Source organism: Enterobacter vonholyi (assembly GCF_040834095.1).
Taxonomy (GTDB): Bacteria; Pseudomonadota; Gammaproteobacteria; order Enterobacterales; family Enterobacteriaceae; genus Enterobacter; species Enterobacter vonholyi.
This window is the reverse complement of sequence record NZ_CP162152.1, coordinates 4177214-4193412: the sequence shown is the minus strand read 5'-3', so window position 1 is coordinate 4193412 and position 16199 is coordinate 4177214. Positions and strand designations below refer to the sequence as shown.

The window sequence follows — 16199 nt, the reverse complement described above, 5'->3', positions numbered from 1 at the left end:
AGGGCATCAGGCCGCAGTGAATTACAGAGCCTGGTGCTTCGTCTCGTGCGTCAGCAGCAGCGCAATCAGCGTCAGCGCCGCCATGGCCGCAAGATAGACGCCCACATAGAACAGACCATAGTTTGCCTGCAGCCAGGTGGCGATATATGGCGCAACGGACGCACCCAGAATAGACGAGACGTTATAGGAGAACGACGCGCCGGTATAACGTACTTCAGTCGGGAACAGCTCGGGCAGCAGCGCGCCCATCGGGCCGAAGGTCAGCCCCATCAGGCTCAGGCCAATCAGCAGATAGGCCATCACCAGCGCCGGGCTACCTGAACCCAGCAGCGGCGGGAAGACGAACAGGGCAAACAAAACGATCAGCGTGGTGATCGTAATCATGCTCGCACGACGACCGAATTTATCCGCCAGCAGGCCGGCAATCGGAACCATCACGCCAAACCCGATCACCGCCATCATCAGCATCCACAGCACTTCGTTACGCGGCAGCCCCAGCCCAACCGGCGCGGCGGCGGTACTGAACGTCATGGAATAGACGGTCATGATGTAGAACAGCGTATAGGTGGCGAGCATGATAAACGTGCCCAGCACGGTCACGCGAACGTGTTTGGTCAGAAGCGTACCCAGCGGCACTTTCACCTGCTTGTTCGCCGCGGCCACTTTCGCGAAGACAGGCGTTTCATGCAGAGAAACACGCACATACAGGCCAATCAGCACCAGCACGGCTGAGAAGATAAACGGAATACGCCAGCCCCAGCTCATGAACTGTTCATCCGTCAGCAGCCAGGAGAGCAGCAGGAACGTCCCGTTGGCAAAGAAGAAGCCAATCGGAGCGCCAAGCTGTGGGAATGAACCGTACAGCGCGCGCTTGCGCGCCGGGGCGTTCTCGGTGGCCAGCAGCGCCGCGCCGCCCCATTCACCACCCAGCCCCAGACCTTGACCAAAACGCGCCAGCGCCAGCAGGACCGGCGCCAGAATACCGATGGTTTCGTAGGTCGGCAGCAGGCCGATGGCTACGGTGGAGATCCCCATCGTCAGCAGCGAGGCCACCAGCGTGACTTTGCGGCCGATGCGATCGCCAAAGTGTCCAAACAGCGCAGAGCCAATCGGACGCGCAACAAACGCAATCGCAAAGGTCGCCAGAGACTGCAGCGTGGCCGCCGTCGGATCGCCCTGCGGGAAGAAAATGTGCGGGAATACGATGACCGCGGCGGTGGCATAAATATAGAAGTCGAAGAACTCGATGGCGGTGCCAATCAGCGATGCGACAACGACTTTATTGCGCGAATTTACTGGAACGTTTTCCGTTTCTGAGTCGAGTGTGGTGGCGGTTGCTTGCATAATATTTTCTTATTTTTGTCGAACGAAAGGCCATATTACGCACAGCAAAAGCGACATTTCAATCTGTAACAAAGCCGCGACCCGGTGATAAAAACAGCAAAAAGCGGATAATTTTCAGACCAGCAAAAACACGTCTATGAAATGCTTCACAGATTTTAAATATCAGTCAATTAAACTGGTTTTCGGTTAAATAAAAGTTACGGGCTGGATTTATATGCTGAAATGATGAATCGGGCTGAAATTTCAGCCCGATGGCGGGGCTAGCGGTGCGTTTTGCCGGGCATTCGCGTGTCGCCTTTGTACTCGGCGGTGGCAATCCATGCCGCGCAGAACAGTGTCAGGCGGGCGAAGAAGTAGAAGAAGGCCATCAGTCCCAGCACCGAGCCAAACGCCGCGCCGGAAGGGGATTTAACCAGTGACGGCAGGGTGTAAGTCATCACGATTTTGATCACCTCAAAGCCGATCGCCGCAATCAATGTGCCGCGGAGCAGCGCCTTCTTGCGCGGCCGATGCCGGGGCAAGCGCCAGAAGATCCAGAAGAACAGCAGGTAGTTGGCGAAGATGGAAATAGCCAGCCCAATGCCGCGCCAGGCGGGCTTCAGCCATTCGATGTAATCCAGATAGAGCGCGGAGATGATCATCTGCTGCGCCGAGCCCGCCACGGAGGTAATGGAAAGCGTCACGATGAGCGCGACCAGCAGGCCAATCAGCGAAACAAAGTCGCGGAGATACTTGACCCAGATTTTCTCCTGGTCCTGCGGCTTACGCTCCCAGACGTCGCGCGACTGGGCGCGAATGGCCTCGCGCAGGTTGCCCATCCAGTTAACGCCGGAGTAAAGGGCAATCAGCAAGCCGACGATGCCGACGGTGGTACGCTGCTGAACGGCGGTATTGATAGTGCTTTTGAGCGTACTGGCAAGGGTCGGGTCACTGACGTTATTCAGGATCTTATTGAAGATATCCTGCAGCAGCGTCGGGTGCGACGCGAGGACAAAACCGGCTGCCGCGAACGACACCATCAGGATCGGTATCATAGACAGGAAGGAAAAATAGGTGATGGCGGCACCAAACTGGTTTCCCATGCGGTCATTAAAGCGTTCGGTCGCGCGTATCAGATGCGCAATCATGGGAAACTGCTGAATTCTCGCGGCGATGCCGGTTACGGTTCCCAGCGCTTTGCTGGCGGTACCTGGCGTTTTGGCCTCTTCGGGTCCGGTTTCCATCTTTTTGACGGGCTCATACTCTAAATGTTGGGTGGGTCGTTGCGGGTTGTTTTCCGGCGTCACGCGTCTTTTCCTTTTCGTTTGGCTGGATGTTATTGAATTATAGCTTGCGACTAGTCCACGTAAGCTTTTGTGAGTTCGGTTAGCCACTCCATGAACAGATGGACCCGGCGGGAGAGGTTGCGCCGGTGGGGATAAATCAGGGAAACAGGCATCGGTTCGGCCCGGTATTGCGGGAGGATCTCAATCAGCTTCTTCGCGCGCAGTAAATCGCGCACCCCAACCCGCGGCACCTGAATAATGCCCAGTCCGGCGAGACAGGCAGCCTGGTAAGTTTCCGTGCTGTTGACGGTTAAGACCCCGCCCGTTTTTATCCACTGTGTTGTACTGCCGTTATAAAACTCAAAGCCCTGTGGGCGTGTTCCCAGCGTAGCGGTGTAGTGAATAACGGCGTGCGAGCCTAAATCGTCCAGGGTTTCCGGGTAGCCAAAACGCGCCAGATAGTACGGGCTGGCGCAGTTAATCACCGACAGCTTGCCCAGTGGGCGGGCAATCAGCCCTGAATCCTTCAGCGTGCCGACGCGTACCACGCAATCAAACCCTTCGCGGATCACATCCACCAGACGATCGCTGCTGCTGAGCTCCAGTTCGATGCCCGGATAGTGCTGCAGAAAAGCAGGCAGTTTGGGGATGACTAAATTTCGAGCAACGCCGACGGGCATATCCACGCGGAGCCGGCCGCTGATGCTGGAGGGATCGTGCTGAAACATGCCGTCGAGTTCATCAAGGTTTGCCAGCAGATCTTTTGCCCGCTCGTAATAGACCATGCCGTCCTGCGTCAGGCTGACGCGGCGCGTGGTGCGGTGCAATAGCTGAGTGCCAAGCCGGTTTTCCAGGGCCTGAATCTGCCGTGAGACGCTGCCTTTTGGCAGGGTTAATGTTTCGGCCGCGCGGGAAAAACTCTCCAGTTCCGCGACGCGGACGAACAACTGCATTGCGTGAATTTTATCCATAGACGAAGCTCATTGTTGTTTCTGCTGAAACAGTGAAGCGTTTTAACCCATCTTTATTGATTTTCTATCACCTAATAAGCTCTTTCTCAATCTCCTTAACAGCCAAAACGAGGTTTATGATGAGTGAACGTATCGCATTAGTGACGGGTGGTAGCCGTGGTCTGGGCAAAAACGCTGCGTTAAAGCTGGCGGCAGACGGCACGGGAATCATCCTGACATACAACCGTAGCCAGCAGGAAGCGCTGGATGTTGTGCATGAAATTCAGCAAAAAGGCGTCAACGCAGCGGCATTACAGCTTAATGTCGGGGATATCACGGGATTTGAACATTTTGCCCAACAGCTTCAGGAAACCCTTAGGACCGTCTGGCAGCGTGAAACCTTTGACTATTTATTGAACAATGCCGGGACGGGTTTATATGCACCCTATGCCGACACGACGGAAGCCCAGTTTGATGAAGCGTTGAACATTCATTTCAAAGGGCCTTTCTTCCTGACCCAGCGCCTGCTGCCGCTGCTTAACGACGGGGGACGTATCCTCAACGTCTCCAGCGGGCTGGCCCGTTTTACCCAGCCGGGCTCAGGGACCTACGCGGCCATGAAGGGGGCGATGGAAGTGCTGACGCGCTATCAGGCGAAAGAGCTGGGCGCGCGCGGCATTTCCGTCAATATCATTGCGCCTGGCGCGATAGAAACAGACTTTGGCGGCGGACGCGTGCGCGACAACGCGGAGCTGAATCAGTTGCTGGCCTCGCAGACGGCGCTGGGACGGGTGGGTCTACCGGACGATATCGGTGATGCCATTGCGGCACTGCTCAGCGATAAGCTGGGCTGGATGAATGCGCAACGTATTGAAGTGTCAGGCGGTATGTTCCTGTGATGCCCGGACTTAAGGGGAAGGAACCTCTTAAGGAACCCTTAATATGGATGTGTCTGCACACTGACAGCGATAAAGAACGCAGTTAGCCATAGCCGATAACCCATTTTCATCACGATATTTCTCCAGAGAAAAACCCTGATGTTTTTTATTAACGCAATGGCCGCAGAAAATATTTTCAGCGCATGACGTTTGATATTCGTTTCCTCTTAATAGCGACCCTGAAGAGGAAACGACGTCCGGAAATATCGGCTAAATTGCTGTTGGTCAGGAATTATTATTCAGGTATTCCTGCTGTAATAAACCAAATAGCCAGTCATTTTGCCAGCGACCCGCAAGATAATAGCTCTCACGTAATTCACCTTCCAGGCGAAAGCGGGCTTTTTCCAGCAGGCGTCTTGAAGCAGCGTTTCCCGCTGTTACGGTGGCGGTGAGTCGCCGTATACCGCCCTGAAGAAAAGCGTAATCGCAAAGCGCTTTCAGGGATTCAAAGCCGTAACCTTTCCCCTGCGCCTCGGGGGCGAAAAGGAAGCCCACTTCGGCGCAGTCCTCCTCCCGATGAATATACCCGGTAACGCCCAGCGGGGCCTGGGAGGCGGTGTCACGTACGACGAGACAAAGCCAGTGCGCGCTGCCCGGAGCCCATGGCGTCAGGCGCGAATCAAACGCCTCTCGTATCGCCGCGACGGGGCGGTCTTCCGCCACAAAGCGCATAACGTCCGGGTGCTGCTGGAGCGCCAGAAAAAAGGGCCAGTCTTCTTCCTGCAAAGGTGAGCAGTTCAGGCGAGGGGTAATTAAAACGGGCATTCAGATTCTCCTGACACTTTTTAAATGATTTTAGGGTTGTCACTTTATTTCAACAGAAAGTCAGGTATGGTTAACCGCGTATAAATAAAAAGAATAAAGGGCGTCTCGCGCCCATTCCTGATGTCTTCGTTGTCGCTTAAGGAAAACAATGACTCTCAGCACATCACACCATATTCGCGAACAGTTTGAACACTGTCTGGCGGTCATTCGCCATGCGTCGGTGGAAATTTTACTCCTTCTGAATGTACATGCTTCTGAGGGCAAAGATCCACGCTGGTTTCTGGAACAACTCGACAGCGCGCGATTAGCTTTGGGCGGCTGGGGAGCCGTTGCGAAAAAACTAAACCTGAATGATGCCGAGATGTCGGAATTTACGCTCCAGCTGCGCCTGCTGCAGCAGCGCGTACCGCAGTATGAAAGCGGACAGGATGTGAGTGAAAACCAGCTTATTGCGGCGATGCGGTTTGTGACCGCGCTGGAACATCTTCGTCTTCAGCAGCCGCTGTTGACCTATAGCACGGAGCTGGCACCGGGCAGCGAACTCCAGCAGCAGGCGCACAAGCAGGTACGCGCGATTGAGCTGATGCTTAAAGGGCTTATCCAGCAGGCCTGGCCCGATCAGGTAAAGCTGAACAACCATCTTAAGACCCTGTTTAACGCTGACCGCGTAAGGCGCTGGCTGAAGCTTGGCGAGATCAACGATGTCCTGAGCGGCATGATGTTCAGCGAGCTGGCGCAGATGCTGGTGGATAAAAAAGAGTTCAGCCGCTATTACGCTTCGCTTTTCAGCGACCCGTCCATGCTGACGCTGCTGGTTGAACCGCGCAAAACGCTGCAAACCTTTCTCGACGATATTCGGCAAATCCGCAACAGCATCACCGTTCAGAAGACGTTAAGCTCGGCGCAAATTCAGCTGCTGGACAACTACTACGCGCAGATCGCGCGGCCCGTTCAACGCGCGTTTGAAGAGGGGAGAACGCGCGTTAATCCGGCAGGATTCATGGCGGTAGATGCCAGTGAATTGCATACCTTCTGGGAAAAGGCGCAGAAAATGGATCGGGTTACCGGTGGGGATCTGTTTGAAGTCCGTGACACTATTGAAAAGCCGACCCAGCGCGCGCCGCGCACCCCCGAACAACGCGAGCAGCTCATTTCCGGTGCGCTATGGGGGGCAGTTGGCGTTATGGTGATTGCCATTGTGGCAGGGGGCTTCTGGCTGGTGACCAGCAGCAAGCCGCAGCCAGCGGCCGTCAGTGCGGCTGAAGCGGCTCCACCGCAGGAAATGCGTGAGACGCCTTCCTCGCGCGAAACGCTCACGCGCATGGGAGTCACCTGGGACGAGAATAATTTCCGCTCGGCCATTAACCGCAACGATACCCGCGTGACCCAGCTCTTTTTGCAGGGCGGTATGGACTGGAAGCTGTCCTGGACCGAAGAGGCGATGTCGGCAGGCCATGACGACGTGCTGGAGCTGATGTTACGCTACCGGCAAAACATGGTGGAAGAGAAGCCGTGTCGCCGCTTCATCAACACGCTCAGCCACGCGATGTCGAACGGCGAGTCTCTGACCTCGGTACGTAAAGAGTATCTTAAAGCGTTCTGCACCGTGCCTGCCGTAGTGAAACGCCAGCAGCACGATCTCGACATGGCCACACGCCGCGCGCAGTCACAGCCGGATGCCACCACCAAAAAATGGCAGTCTATTCAGAGCGCCATTTATGAGGTGATTCGCTAACATTTTCCCCTCACCCCAGCCCTCTCCCCTGAGGGGCGAGGGGGAAAAGATCACACCCTGCTTAAGGCTCCCCATACAAACCAATCAGCCGCCGCACCACGCCGTTCGTCCAGCCGAAACCGTCCTGCAGCGGATACTCACCCCCGCCACCTTCGCGCGGCGTGCTGCTGGCGATGTGGTATTTCTCAATCAGCTTGTGGTGCGTCTTGTAGAAATGGTTCACCGTATGCAGCCAGCTCCAGGCGATCTCATCCCCCAGCGAGTCGTTTCCGTACTGCTTGAATCCCTGAATCGCCATCCACTGCAGCGGCGCCCAGCCGTTGGGTTTATCCCACTGCTCGCTGGTTTCGTACTCGGTCGCCAGAATTCCGCCCGGGGTCAGCAGACGCGCCTTGACTGCATCCGACAAGCGCTCCGCCTGCTCGTGAGTTGCCATGCCAACGTACAGCGGCACGATGCTGGCGGCAGAAAACAGCGCCAGCTCTTCGCGCCGCCAGTCGTAATCGCGGTAACAGCCGCTCTCCTCGTCCCACAGATAGCGGTTCACCGCCGCGCGGCGATCGTTGGCTTTCTGGCGGAATTCCTCTGCCGTCTCTTTATCTCCTTTCGACGCCGAGATGTTGGCGATAGCGCTTTCCAGTTTGAACAGGAAGGCGTTCAGATCGATGGGGATGAACTGCGTCGTGCGGATGCTGGCGAGCCGCGACGGATCGCGCAGCCAGCGGGACGAGTAATCCCAGCCGGAAGCCGCACCCGCGCGCAGGTCGCGATACACCTCGTTTGGAGGACGGCCCGAGTGGCGCGCGGTTTCCACGTCCTCAATCCACGATTCGTCGCGCGGAGTATCGCGGTCATCCCAGTAGCGGTTGAGCAGTGAACCGTCCGGCATGCGCACGGCGCTGCGGTATGCCTGATTAAGCAGCAGCGACTCCGCACCGTCCATCCAGAAGGCGTACTCCATTTTGAGGTGATCAAGATAGCGTTTCGCACCGCGCACGCCGTCCTCCTCAAACAGCTCCACCATCAGCGCAAAGACCGGCGGCTGTGAGCGGCTGAGATAATAGGTGCGGTTGCCGTTGGGGATATGCCCGTAGCGTTCAATCAGCCAGGCGAAGTTGTCCGCCATACATTTGAGCAGATCGTTACGGCCGCTCTCCGCCAGCCCCAGCATGGAGAAATAAGAATCCCAGTAGTAGGTCTCGCTGAAGCGCCCGCCGGGGACGATATAGGCCTGCGGCAGCGCCAGCAGGGAAGACCAGGGAATATGATCCTGCGGCTCGCGCGTCAGCACCGGCCACAGGTTATCAATGTGCTCTTTCAGGGAGAGTCCCGGGTCGGAGACATATTCTGTGCCGTACGTTTCCGGCATCCAGAAGTGGTTCTCCACAAACTGGCGCAGGTCGAAATCCCGGTGGCGTCTGACCTTGCGGTAGCGGATCAGGATATCCAGCGGATCCATCTTCGGCGCGCAGTCGGGGAAGGTTTTACTGTCCGCAAACAGCCGCGTCGACTGCACGTGTTCGAACAGTTCAAGGTAGCGGTCTGCGGGCGTCAACGCATCGGAGGCGGGTAGCCCCTCGATCATTTCGGGTTCCGGCTCCGCCTCAATCATTTCATCCAGTTTCAACTCGCAGGGATCGGTCTCGTAGCGCAGCTCTTCTGCAATCTCGAACTCGATGTTCTCGGTAGCCTGTAGTTTCTGGTTGAACATGGTGATAGGGACCTCCGGTTGTGTGTTCAAAAGACAGGTTTATCCGGGCGTCTTATAAGCGTAGACATTCGCTTCGGTAGATGGGGAGGGAAATGTGCGGTAGATCACTATTTTCGGAGCATTCGTTTTGCAACGATTTATGAATGTTAAAAAAAATGCCCCTCCGGGGAGGGGCATCAGGATTAACGCATGGTCACAAACTCTTCCGCGGCCGTCGGGTGGATTGCCACAGTATTATCGAAGTCTTTCTTGGTTGCGCCCATCTTCAGCGCCACGGCGAAGCCCTGCAGGATCTCATCCATGCCGAAGCCAATGCCGTGGATACCGACAATCTTCTCTTCCGGGCCGACGCAGACCAGCTTCATTCGGCATGGCTGACGGTGCGAGGTGACGGCGGTATACATTGCGGTGAACGCCGATTTATACACTTTCACCTGGTCGTCGCCGTACTGCTCGCGCGCCTGCGGCTCGGTTAAGCCGACGGTGCCGATTGGCGGATGGCTGAAGACCACGGTCGGGATGTTGCTGTAGTCCAGATGCTCGTCCGGCTTGTTGTTAAACAGGCGCTCGGAGAGACGACGACCCGCCGCAACGGCGACCGGCGTCAGCTCAACCGCACCGGTATTGTCGCCGACCGCGTAAATGCCCGGTACGCTGGTGTTCTGGAATTTATCGACGACGATATAGCCTTTTTCGTCGGTTTTCACGCCAGTCACGCCCAGGTTGAAGTTATCGTTCGCCGGTTCACGGCCAATCGCCCAGATCAGGCAATCAACGGTCTGGCTGCGACCATCTTCCAGCTCCAGGGTCAGGCTTCCGTCCGCGTTTTTCACCACCGCTTTTGGTACGGCGTTGGTGTGCAGGGTTGGGCCTTCGGTGTTCATCACTTCAACCAGCGTATCGACAATCAGCGGGTCAAAACTGCGCAGCGGCGCGTGTTTACGTACGAACAGGTGCGCTTCTGCGCCCAGGCCGTTAATCACGCCAGCCAGTTCAACCGCGATGTATCCCGCGCCTACCACGGCAACGCGCTCAGGCAGGGCTGGCAGCTCGAAGAAACCGTCGGAGTCGATGCCGTATTCCACGCCCGGGATGTTCGGGTGGCTCGGACGACCGCCGGTGGCGATCAGGATGTGATCGGCGGTGATCGTCTCGCCGTTCACTTCGATCGTTTTCGCGTCAACGAAGCGAGCGAAACCGTGGATAACGTCGACGTTATTTTTCCCCAGCACGTTGTCGTACGAGGTGTGAATGCGATCGATGTACGCGGTACGGCTGGCGATCAGCTTGTCCCAGTCGAAGCGGTTGATGGTGGTGTCAAAGCCGTAGTCCGGGCCATACATATGGATAGCTTCACGGATCTGCGCCGCATGCCACATCACCTTCTTCGGTACACAACCCACGTTCACGCAGGTGCCGCCCAGCGCTTTGGCTTCAATCAGCGCGCACTTCTGGCCGTACATGGCCGCGCGGTTGATGGAGGCGATGCCGCCGCTGCCGCCGCCGATTGCGATGTAGTCATAATGCTTAGTCATAGCTTTTGTCCTTAATCGTGAATTGCCGCGATTGTATACCTGAAATCAATAGTTTCCACCGATGGCTGCGATTACTCCGGCACTATCCAACTGACGGTAGCGTGGCCTGTACCCGCCGGCACCAGCGTTTTATGCAGCCACGGCAGCACGTTGTTCATCTGCGCTTCGAGCTTCCACGGCGGGTTGATTACAATCATGCCGGAGGCGGTCATACCGCGCTGATCGCTGTCCGGACGTACCGCCAGCTCGATCTGCAGGATCTTGCGGATGCCGGTCGCTTCCAGGTCTTTGATCATGCGTTTGATCTGCGCGCGCAGCACCACCGGGTACCACAGGGCATAGGTGCCGGTAGCAAAGCGTTTGTAGCCTTCGTGGATACCCGTCACCACCGCCTGATAGTCGGTTTTGATTTCGTACGGCGGGTCGATGAGCACCAGGCCGCGACGGGAAACCGGCGGCAGTTTGGCCTTCAGCTGCTGGTAGCCGTCGGCTTTTTCGACGCGGGCGCGGCTGTCTTTCTGGAATTCTGAACGCAGCAGCGGGAAGTCGCTCGGGTGCAGCTCGGTCAACTGGATGCTGTCCTGCTCGCGCAGCAGCTGGCGGGCAATCAGCGGCGAGCCCGGGTAATAACGCAGCTGGCCGTTGCGGTTGAAGTGATTCACCACGCCGATGTACGGCTCCAGCTCGGCAGGCAGGTCGTCCTGCTGCCAGATGCGGGCGATCCCTTCCAGATATTCACCGGTACGCTCGGCATGCTCGCCGCTCAGCTGATAACGGCCCGCGCCCGCGTGGGTGTCCAGATAGAGAAACGGCTTCTCTTTCTCTTTGAGCGATTCGATGATCAGGCTCTGAACGGTGTGTTTAAGGACGTCGGCGTGGTTGCCTGCGTGGAAGCTGTGGCGATAACTGAGCATGGGTAATGATATTCCGCTGAATTGACGATTTGCCACAGTTTACAGCAGAACGGCAAAGATTACCCGTAGGCCCGGTAAGCGCAGCACCACCGGGCTCTTTTCGACAACGTCCGGCATTGAAATCCTCTACACTTAACCCCATTCTAGATCCCATATGCACAGCGCCGGATGCGCGCTTCATTCACCTATTTCAACAGGACAGCGTTTATGACCAATCCATTACTGACGCCTTTTTCGTTGCCACCGTTTTCTAAAATCCTCCCCGAGCATGTGGTTCCAGCGGTTACGCAATCGCTGGACAACTGCCGCGCGGCGGTAGAAAGCGTGGTCGCGCAGGGCGGGCCGTACACCTGGGAAAATCTGTGTCAGCCGCTGGCCGAAGTGGACGACGTGCTGGGGCGTATCTTCTCCCCGGTAAGCCACCTGAACTCGGTAAAAAACAGCCCGGAGCTACGTGAAGCCTACGAGCAAACCCTGCCGCTGCTCTCTGAGTACAGCACCTGGGTCGGCCAGCACGAAGGGCTCTACAAAGCCTACCGCGACCTGCGCGACGGCGACCATTATGCCGAACTGAACACGGCGCAGAAAAAATCGGTCGATAACGCCCTGCGTGATTTTGAGCTGTCCGGGATTGGCCTGCCAAAAGAGAAGCAGACCCGCTACGGTGAAATCGCCGCGCGCCTGTCCGAGCTGGGCAACCAGTACAGCAACAACGTGCTCGACGCCACCATGGGCTGGACGAAGCTGATCACCGACGAAGCGGAGCTTTCCGGCATGCCGGAAAGCGCCCTGGCGGCGGCAAAAGCGCAGGCCGAGGCGAAAGAGCGGGACGGCTTCCTGCTAACTCTGGATATCCCGAGCTATCTGCCGGTGATGACCTACTGCGACAACCAGGCGCTTCGCGAAGAGATGTACCGCGCCTACAGCACCCGCGCCTCCGATCAGGGGCCGAATGCCGGTAAGTGGGACAACAGCCCGGTCATGGCGGAAATCCTCGCCCTGCGCCACGAGCTGGCCCAACTGCTGGGCTTCGAAAACTACGCCGATAAATCCCTCGCCACCAAAATGGCGGAAAATCCGCAGCAGGTGCTCGACTTCCTGACCGATCTGGCGAAACGCGCCCGTCCACAGGGTGAAAAAGAGCTGGCCCAGCTGCGCGCCTTCGCGAAAGCGGAGTTCGGCGTGGACGAACTGCAGCCGTGGGACATCGCTTACTACAGCGAAAAACAGAAGCAGCACCTCTACAGCATCAGCGACGAGCAGCTGCGCCCGTATTTCCCGGAAAACAAAGCCGTTAACGGCCTGTTTGAAGTGGTGAAGCGCATCTATGGCATCACCGCCAAAGAGCGTACCGATATCGACGTCTGGCATCCGGACGTGCGCTTCTTTGAACTGTATGACGAGAAAAACGAACTGCGCGGCAGCTTCTACCTCGATCTTTACGCGCGTGAGAACAAGCGCGGCGGGGCGTGGATGGACGACTGCGTGGGCCAGATGCGTAAAGCAGACGGTTCTCTGCAGAAGCCGGTCGCCTACCTGACCTGTAACTTCAACCGTCCGGTGAACGGCAAACCTGCGCTCTTTACCCACGATGAAGTGATCACCCTGTTCCACGAGTTCGGTCACGGCCTGCACCATATGTTGACCCGCATCGAAACCGCAGGCGTGGCAGGCATCAGCGGTGTGCCGTGGGATGCGGTCGAGCTGCCAAGCCAGTTTATGGAAAACTGGTGCTGGGAGCCGGACGCGCTGGCGTTTATCTCCGGCCACTACGAGACCGGCGAACCGCTGCCTAAAGAGCTGCTGGACAAAATGCTGGCGGCGAAAAACTACCAGGCGGCGATGTTTATCCTGCGCCAGCTGGAGTTCGGACTGTTCGACTTCCGCCTGCACGCCGAGTTCAGCCCGGAGCAGGGTGCGAAGATTCTTGAGACCCTGGCCGAGATTAAAAAGCAGGTCGCCGTGATCCCTGGGCCAACCTGGGGCCGCTTCCCGCACGCGTTCAGCCACATCTTCGCTGGCGGCTACGCGGCGGGTTACTACAGCTACCTGTGGGCCGACGTGCTGGCGGCGGATGCCTTCTCTCGTTTCGAAGAAGAGGGGATTTTCAACCGCGAAACCGGCCAGTCGTTCCTCGACAATATCCTGACCCGCGGCGGTTCCGAAGAGCCAATGGTGCTGTTCAAACGCTTCCGCGGCCGCGAGCCGCAGCTGGATGCGATGCTTGAGCATTACGGGATCAAAGGCTGATTGTTACGTGAAGATCTGCTTAGTAGATGAAACGGGCGCCGGAGACGGCGCCTTATCTGTTCTGGCCGCCCGCTGGGGGCTGGAACATGATGAAGATAACCTGATGGCGCTGGTGATGACACCAGAACACCTCGAATTACGTAAACGCGATGAACCGAAGCTCGGCGGGATTTTCGTCGATTTTGTCGGCGGCGCGATGGCGCACCGGCGCAAGTTCGGTGGCGGTCGTGGTGAAGCGGTTGCCAAAGCGGTTGGCATCAAAGGGAGCTACCTCCCGGACGTGGTCGATGCCACGGCGGGGCTGGGGCGCGATGCGTTTGTGCTGGCGTCTGTCGGCTGTCGCGTGCGGATGCTGGAGCGTAATCCGGTGGTCGCTGCGCTGCTCGACGACGGGCTGACGCGAGGCTATGCGGACCCGGAAATCGGCCCGTGGTTGCAGGAACGATTGCAGCTGATTCACGCCTCCAGCCTGACGGCGCTGACGGATATCACCCCGCGCCCGCAGGTCGTCTATCTCGACCCGATGTTCCCGCACAAGCAGAAAAGCGCGCTGGTGAAGAAAGAGATGCGGGTGTTTCAGTCTCTGGTGGGGCCTGATCTGGATGCGGATGGCCTGCTGGAGCCGGCTCGTCAGCTGGCGACGAAGCGGGTAGTGGTGAAGCGTCCTGACTATGCACCGCCGCTGGCGGACGTGGCGACCACTAACGCGGTGACCACCAAAGGGCACCGGTTTGATATTTATTCGGGGACACCGGAATAAAAAAAGCCGGGTGGCGGCTTCGCCTTACCCGGCCTACATTTAGTGCCGCCTGTAGGCCCGGTAAGCGTTAGCGCCACCGGGTTTTTTTGCACTTACTCGTCTTCTTCGTCACGCAGTGGAACAATCAGCATATCCACGTGGACGGTATTGATCAGCTGGCGCGCGGAAGACATCAGCTTGCTCCAGAAGTCCTGATGGTGACCGCACACCACCAGGTCCATGTCATATTTCTTGATCGCATCAACCAATACCTGGCCCAGGTCACCGCTGCCGCTCAGGGTTTCGGTAATCGGATAACCCGCGTTGGTGGAGAGTTCGCTCAGGGCGTGGTGCGTCTCTTCGGAGATACGCTTCTGCATATCGCCCAGATTGACGTCGATCAGACCGGTGTAGAGGTCGGAGTAATTCACGTCAACGTGAATCAGCGAAACTTTCGCGTTGTAGGGACGTGCCATGGATACCGCTTTATCAACCAGCACTTTGCTCTCCGGGGAGAGGTCTACCGCGATGAGAATGTGTTTGTAAGCCATAGTGTTACTCCTTCCTTAAGTTATCGATGACTAAATAGGAAAGCCGTCGTCTGATGCTTTCATTACGGCCCAGTTAAACATATTTTTCAAGCTTTGGTGTTGATAACGATTAACCTTGTGGCAAAAAAATTAACGGATCTCCTACACTATTAAATGAGCCGTTCGGATATTAAAACGCGAACCGGATCGACTTTTGGTCATTCTTTCACTGAACTGTCTGTCAGGGCATTGGGGTGCGGTAGCTCAGAAGCCTTGCTTCGTGGGCGGACGCCGGGGAGGATGTATGATTAGCACCGTCGCATTGTTTTGGGCGTTATGCGTAGTTTGCATAGTGAATATGGCGCGCTACTTCTCATCGTTACGTGCGCTGTTAGTGGTACTTCGTGGTTGCGATCCGTTGCTTTATCAGTATGTGGACGGTGGAGGGTTCTTCACCTCGCATGGACAGCCCAGCAAACAGATGCGTCTGGTGGGATACATCTACTACCAGCGCTACCGCGATCATCACGATGAAGAATTTATCCGTCGCTGCGAGCGCCTGCGTCGTCAGTTCATTTTGACCAGTGCCCTGTGCGGGCTGGTCGTCGTCAGCATGATTGCATTGATGATTTGGCACTGATCACCACAGCAGGCGGGGTCAGCCCCGCCTTCTTTCCTCTGGTTCAGGGCTTAACTGAGAACCGAAGATCGGAGATATTGGTCTCAATCGAAGTAACCTTCCCGCTATAGGCGATGTTAACGTCTCCGTTTGTATCAATGCTGGCCGCAGTAATTGTACCCGTACCTTCAATGACAGGATGCTTCTTAGCCAACTGATGGATAATGTCGGTGTCTTTCCCTGTTATCTTTTCCGAGAGATAGTAACGGTAGATTGTGGGTACGGTGGCGCCACCCTGATTGTTCACGGTCATATAGAGCCAGACGCTGTCAGATAATTTATAAGCGTGTTGAAGTGCATCGTTATTTCGCTGATTGGGCTGGTGGTTTAGCCACACAAATCCAATGACCAGAGCCAGAAGCGAAACCGTAACAAGGCGATGAATCCATTTAGTAGCCGTTTTGAATGGCATACTCTATTCCTTCTCTGATATTGCGTTGGTCCGTTGGATCGTCCCCGTAAGGCGGCTTTTCGTACCATTTTCCCCATTCAGGTTTTGATGTGCCAGCACGGCTTTGAGCCCAACCTGCTCCCATAAGAAGGATGTTTGCAGGAATGCCTGCTGCAGTTCCGGCGGCTCCGAAGTTGAAATTACCAAATGCAGCAAAATAAGGGTCGAACTTTTTGTAATCCCAGGGACCACCATTTCGGACTTTTTGGTAGAACCAGTAATACGTTGAGGGAGTGGCCATATTGCGTGACATTCCGTTAAGGCGTGCCTCACGCATATTGTTCGCTATAACGATTGAACCCGGTCCTGAGATAGGGACAGAAGCCATACATTCTCCTTTGTCTGGTTTTTCTTCTGACCGTCATCATAGTGTTATCTTCGCAATTCTTTTGA

At 56.5% G+C, this 16199-nt stretch carries 15 protein-coding genes; 5 read left to right on the top strand and 10 right to left on the bottom strand.

Features of this window, described 5'->3' with window-relative positions; genetic code table 11:
- Positions 1 to 21 precede the first annotated feature (21 nt).
- The 3 genes from AB3N39_RS19755 to AB3N39_RS19745 form a co-directional block, all read right to left on the bottom strand.
- A complete protein-coding gene (locus tag AB3N39_RS19755; protein ID WP_111963705.1) occupies positions 22 to 1344 on the bottom strand; it encodes an MFS transporter in 1323 nt (440 codons plus the stop codon).
- A gap of 260 nt (positions 1345 to 1604) precedes the next feature.
- The gene (yhjD, locus tag AB3N39_RS19750; RefSeq protein ID WP_115876806.1) at positions 1605 to 2630 is read right to left on the bottom strand and encodes an inner membrane protein YhjD; all 1026 of its coding nucleotides are present in this window, start codon (positions 2628 to 2630) and stop codon (positions 1605 to 1607) included.
- A 50-nt stretch (positions 2631 to 2680) separates the two neighbouring features.
- Positions 2681 to 3580, bottom strand: coding sequence for a LysR family transcriptional regulator (locus tag AB3N39_RS19745; RefSeq protein ID WP_367896967.1), 900 nt, complete (start codon positions 3578 to 3580; stop codon positions 2681 to 2683).
- 119 nt (positions 3581 to 3699) lie between these two features.
- Between AB3N39_RS19745 and AB3N39_RS19740 the strand changes: the two genes are divergently transcribed.
- Positions 3700 to 4458 (top strand): SDR family NAD(P)-dependent oxidoreductase, encoded by a 759-nt coding sequence (locus AB3N39_RS19740; RefSeq protein WP_274243340.1) that lies wholly within the window; start codon positions 3700 to 3702, stop codon positions 4456 to 4458.
- A gap of 264 nt (positions 4459 to 4722) precedes the next feature.
- Here the strand turns inward: AB3N39_RS19740 and AB3N39_RS19735 are convergent, their stop codons facing one another.
- Positions 4723 to 5262 carry a GNAT family N-acetyltransferase gene (locus AB3N39_RS19735; RefSeq protein WP_136195970.1) on the bottom strand — a complete coding sequence of 180 codons (540 nt, stop codon included), beginning with the start codon at positions 5260 to 5262 and terminating at the stop codon, positions 4723 to 4725.
- Positions 5263 to 5410: 148 nt separating this feature from the next.
- On the opposite strand from AB3N39_RS19735, the gene AB3N39_RS19730 reads away from it, so the two are divergent.
- Positions 5411 to 6997: an STY4199 family HEPN domain-containing protein gene (locus AB3N39_RS19730; RefSeq protein WP_367896966.1), complete on the top strand. Its 1587-nt coding sequence runs from the start codon at positions 5411 to 5413 to the stop codon at positions 6995 to 6997.
- A 61-nt stretch (positions 6998 to 7058) separates the two neighbouring features.
- Here AB3N39_RS19730 and AB3N39_RS19725 read toward each other — a convergent pair whose 3' ends face one another.
- From AB3N39_RS19725 to AB3N39_RS19715, 3 genes are all read right to left on the bottom strand, one after another.
- Positions 7059 to 8708, bottom strand: a complete 1650-nt coding sequence (locus AB3N39_RS19725) for an alpha,alpha-trehalase (RefSeq protein ID WP_111963711.1) — start codon at positions 8706 to 8708, stop codon at positions 7059 to 7061.
- A 182-nt stretch (positions 8709 to 8890) separates the two neighbouring features.
- The gene (gorA, locus tag AB3N39_RS19720; protein WP_133295294.1) at positions 8891 to 10243 is read right to left on the bottom strand and encodes a glutathione-disulfide reductase; all 1353 of its coding nucleotides are present in this window, start codon (positions 10241 to 10243) and stop codon (positions 8891 to 8893) included.
- Positions 10244 to 10314: 71 nt separating this feature from the next.
- Complete coding sequence (locus tag AB3N39_RS19715) at positions 10315 to 11157, bottom strand: 23S rRNA (adenine(2030)-N(6))-methyltransferase RlmJ (protein WP_047652937.1); 843 nt, start codon at positions 11155 to 11157, stop codon at positions 10315 to 10317.
- A 207-nt stretch (positions 11158 to 11364) separates the two neighbouring features.
- Here AB3N39_RS19715 and prlC point away from each other — a divergent pair, with 207 nt between their 5' ends.
- Both prlC and rsmJ read left to right on the top strand, forming a co-directional pair.
- Positions 11365 to 13407 carry an oligopeptidase A gene (gene prlC, locus AB3N39_RS19710; RefSeq protein WP_325814333.1) on the top strand — a complete coding sequence of 681 codons (2043 nt, stop codon included), beginning with the start codon at positions 11365 to 11367 and terminating at the stop codon, positions 13405 to 13407.
- Between the two features lie 7 nt (positions 13408 to 13414).
- Positions 13415 to 14167, top strand: a complete 753-nt coding sequence (rsmJ, locus tag AB3N39_RS19705; RefSeq protein WP_017384177.1) for a 16S rRNA (guanine(1516)-N(2))-methyltransferase RsmJ — start codon at positions 13415 to 13417, stop codon at positions 14165 to 14167.
- A 92-nt stretch (positions 14168 to 14259) separates the two neighbouring features.
- On the opposite strand, the gene uspA is transcribed toward rsmJ, so the two are convergent.
- Positions 14260 to 14697, bottom strand: a complete 438-nt coding sequence (gene uspA, locus AB3N39_RS19700) for a universal stress protein UspA (RefSeq protein ID WP_003861223.1) — start codon at positions 14695 to 14697, stop codon at positions 14260 to 14262.
- 283 nt (positions 14698 to 14980) lie between these two features.
- Between uspA and uspB the strand changes: the two genes are divergently transcribed.
- Complete coding sequence (uspB, locus tag AB3N39_RS19695; RefSeq protein ID WP_003861224.1) at positions 14981 to 15316, top strand: universal stress protein UspB; 336 nt, start codon at positions 14981 to 14983, stop codon at positions 15314 to 15316.
- 43 nt (positions 15317 to 15359) lie between these two features.
- Here uspB and AB3N39_RS19690 read toward each other — a convergent pair whose 3' ends face one another.
- Positions 15360 to 15767, bottom strand: a complete 408-nt coding sequence (locus AB3N39_RS19690) for a hypothetical protein (RefSeq protein ID WP_127732549.1) — start codon at positions 15765 to 15767, stop codon at positions 15360 to 15362.
- Entirely contained in the window at positions 15745 to 16134 is a 390-nt protein-coding gene (locus AB3N39_RS19685; RefSeq protein WP_201268158.1) for a polymorphic toxin type 44 domain-containing protein, read from the bottom strand. The genes AB3N39_RS19690 and AB3N39_RS19685 overlap by 23 nt, the downstream gene beginning before the upstream one ends.
- Positions 16135 to 16199: the final 65 nt, after the last annotated feature.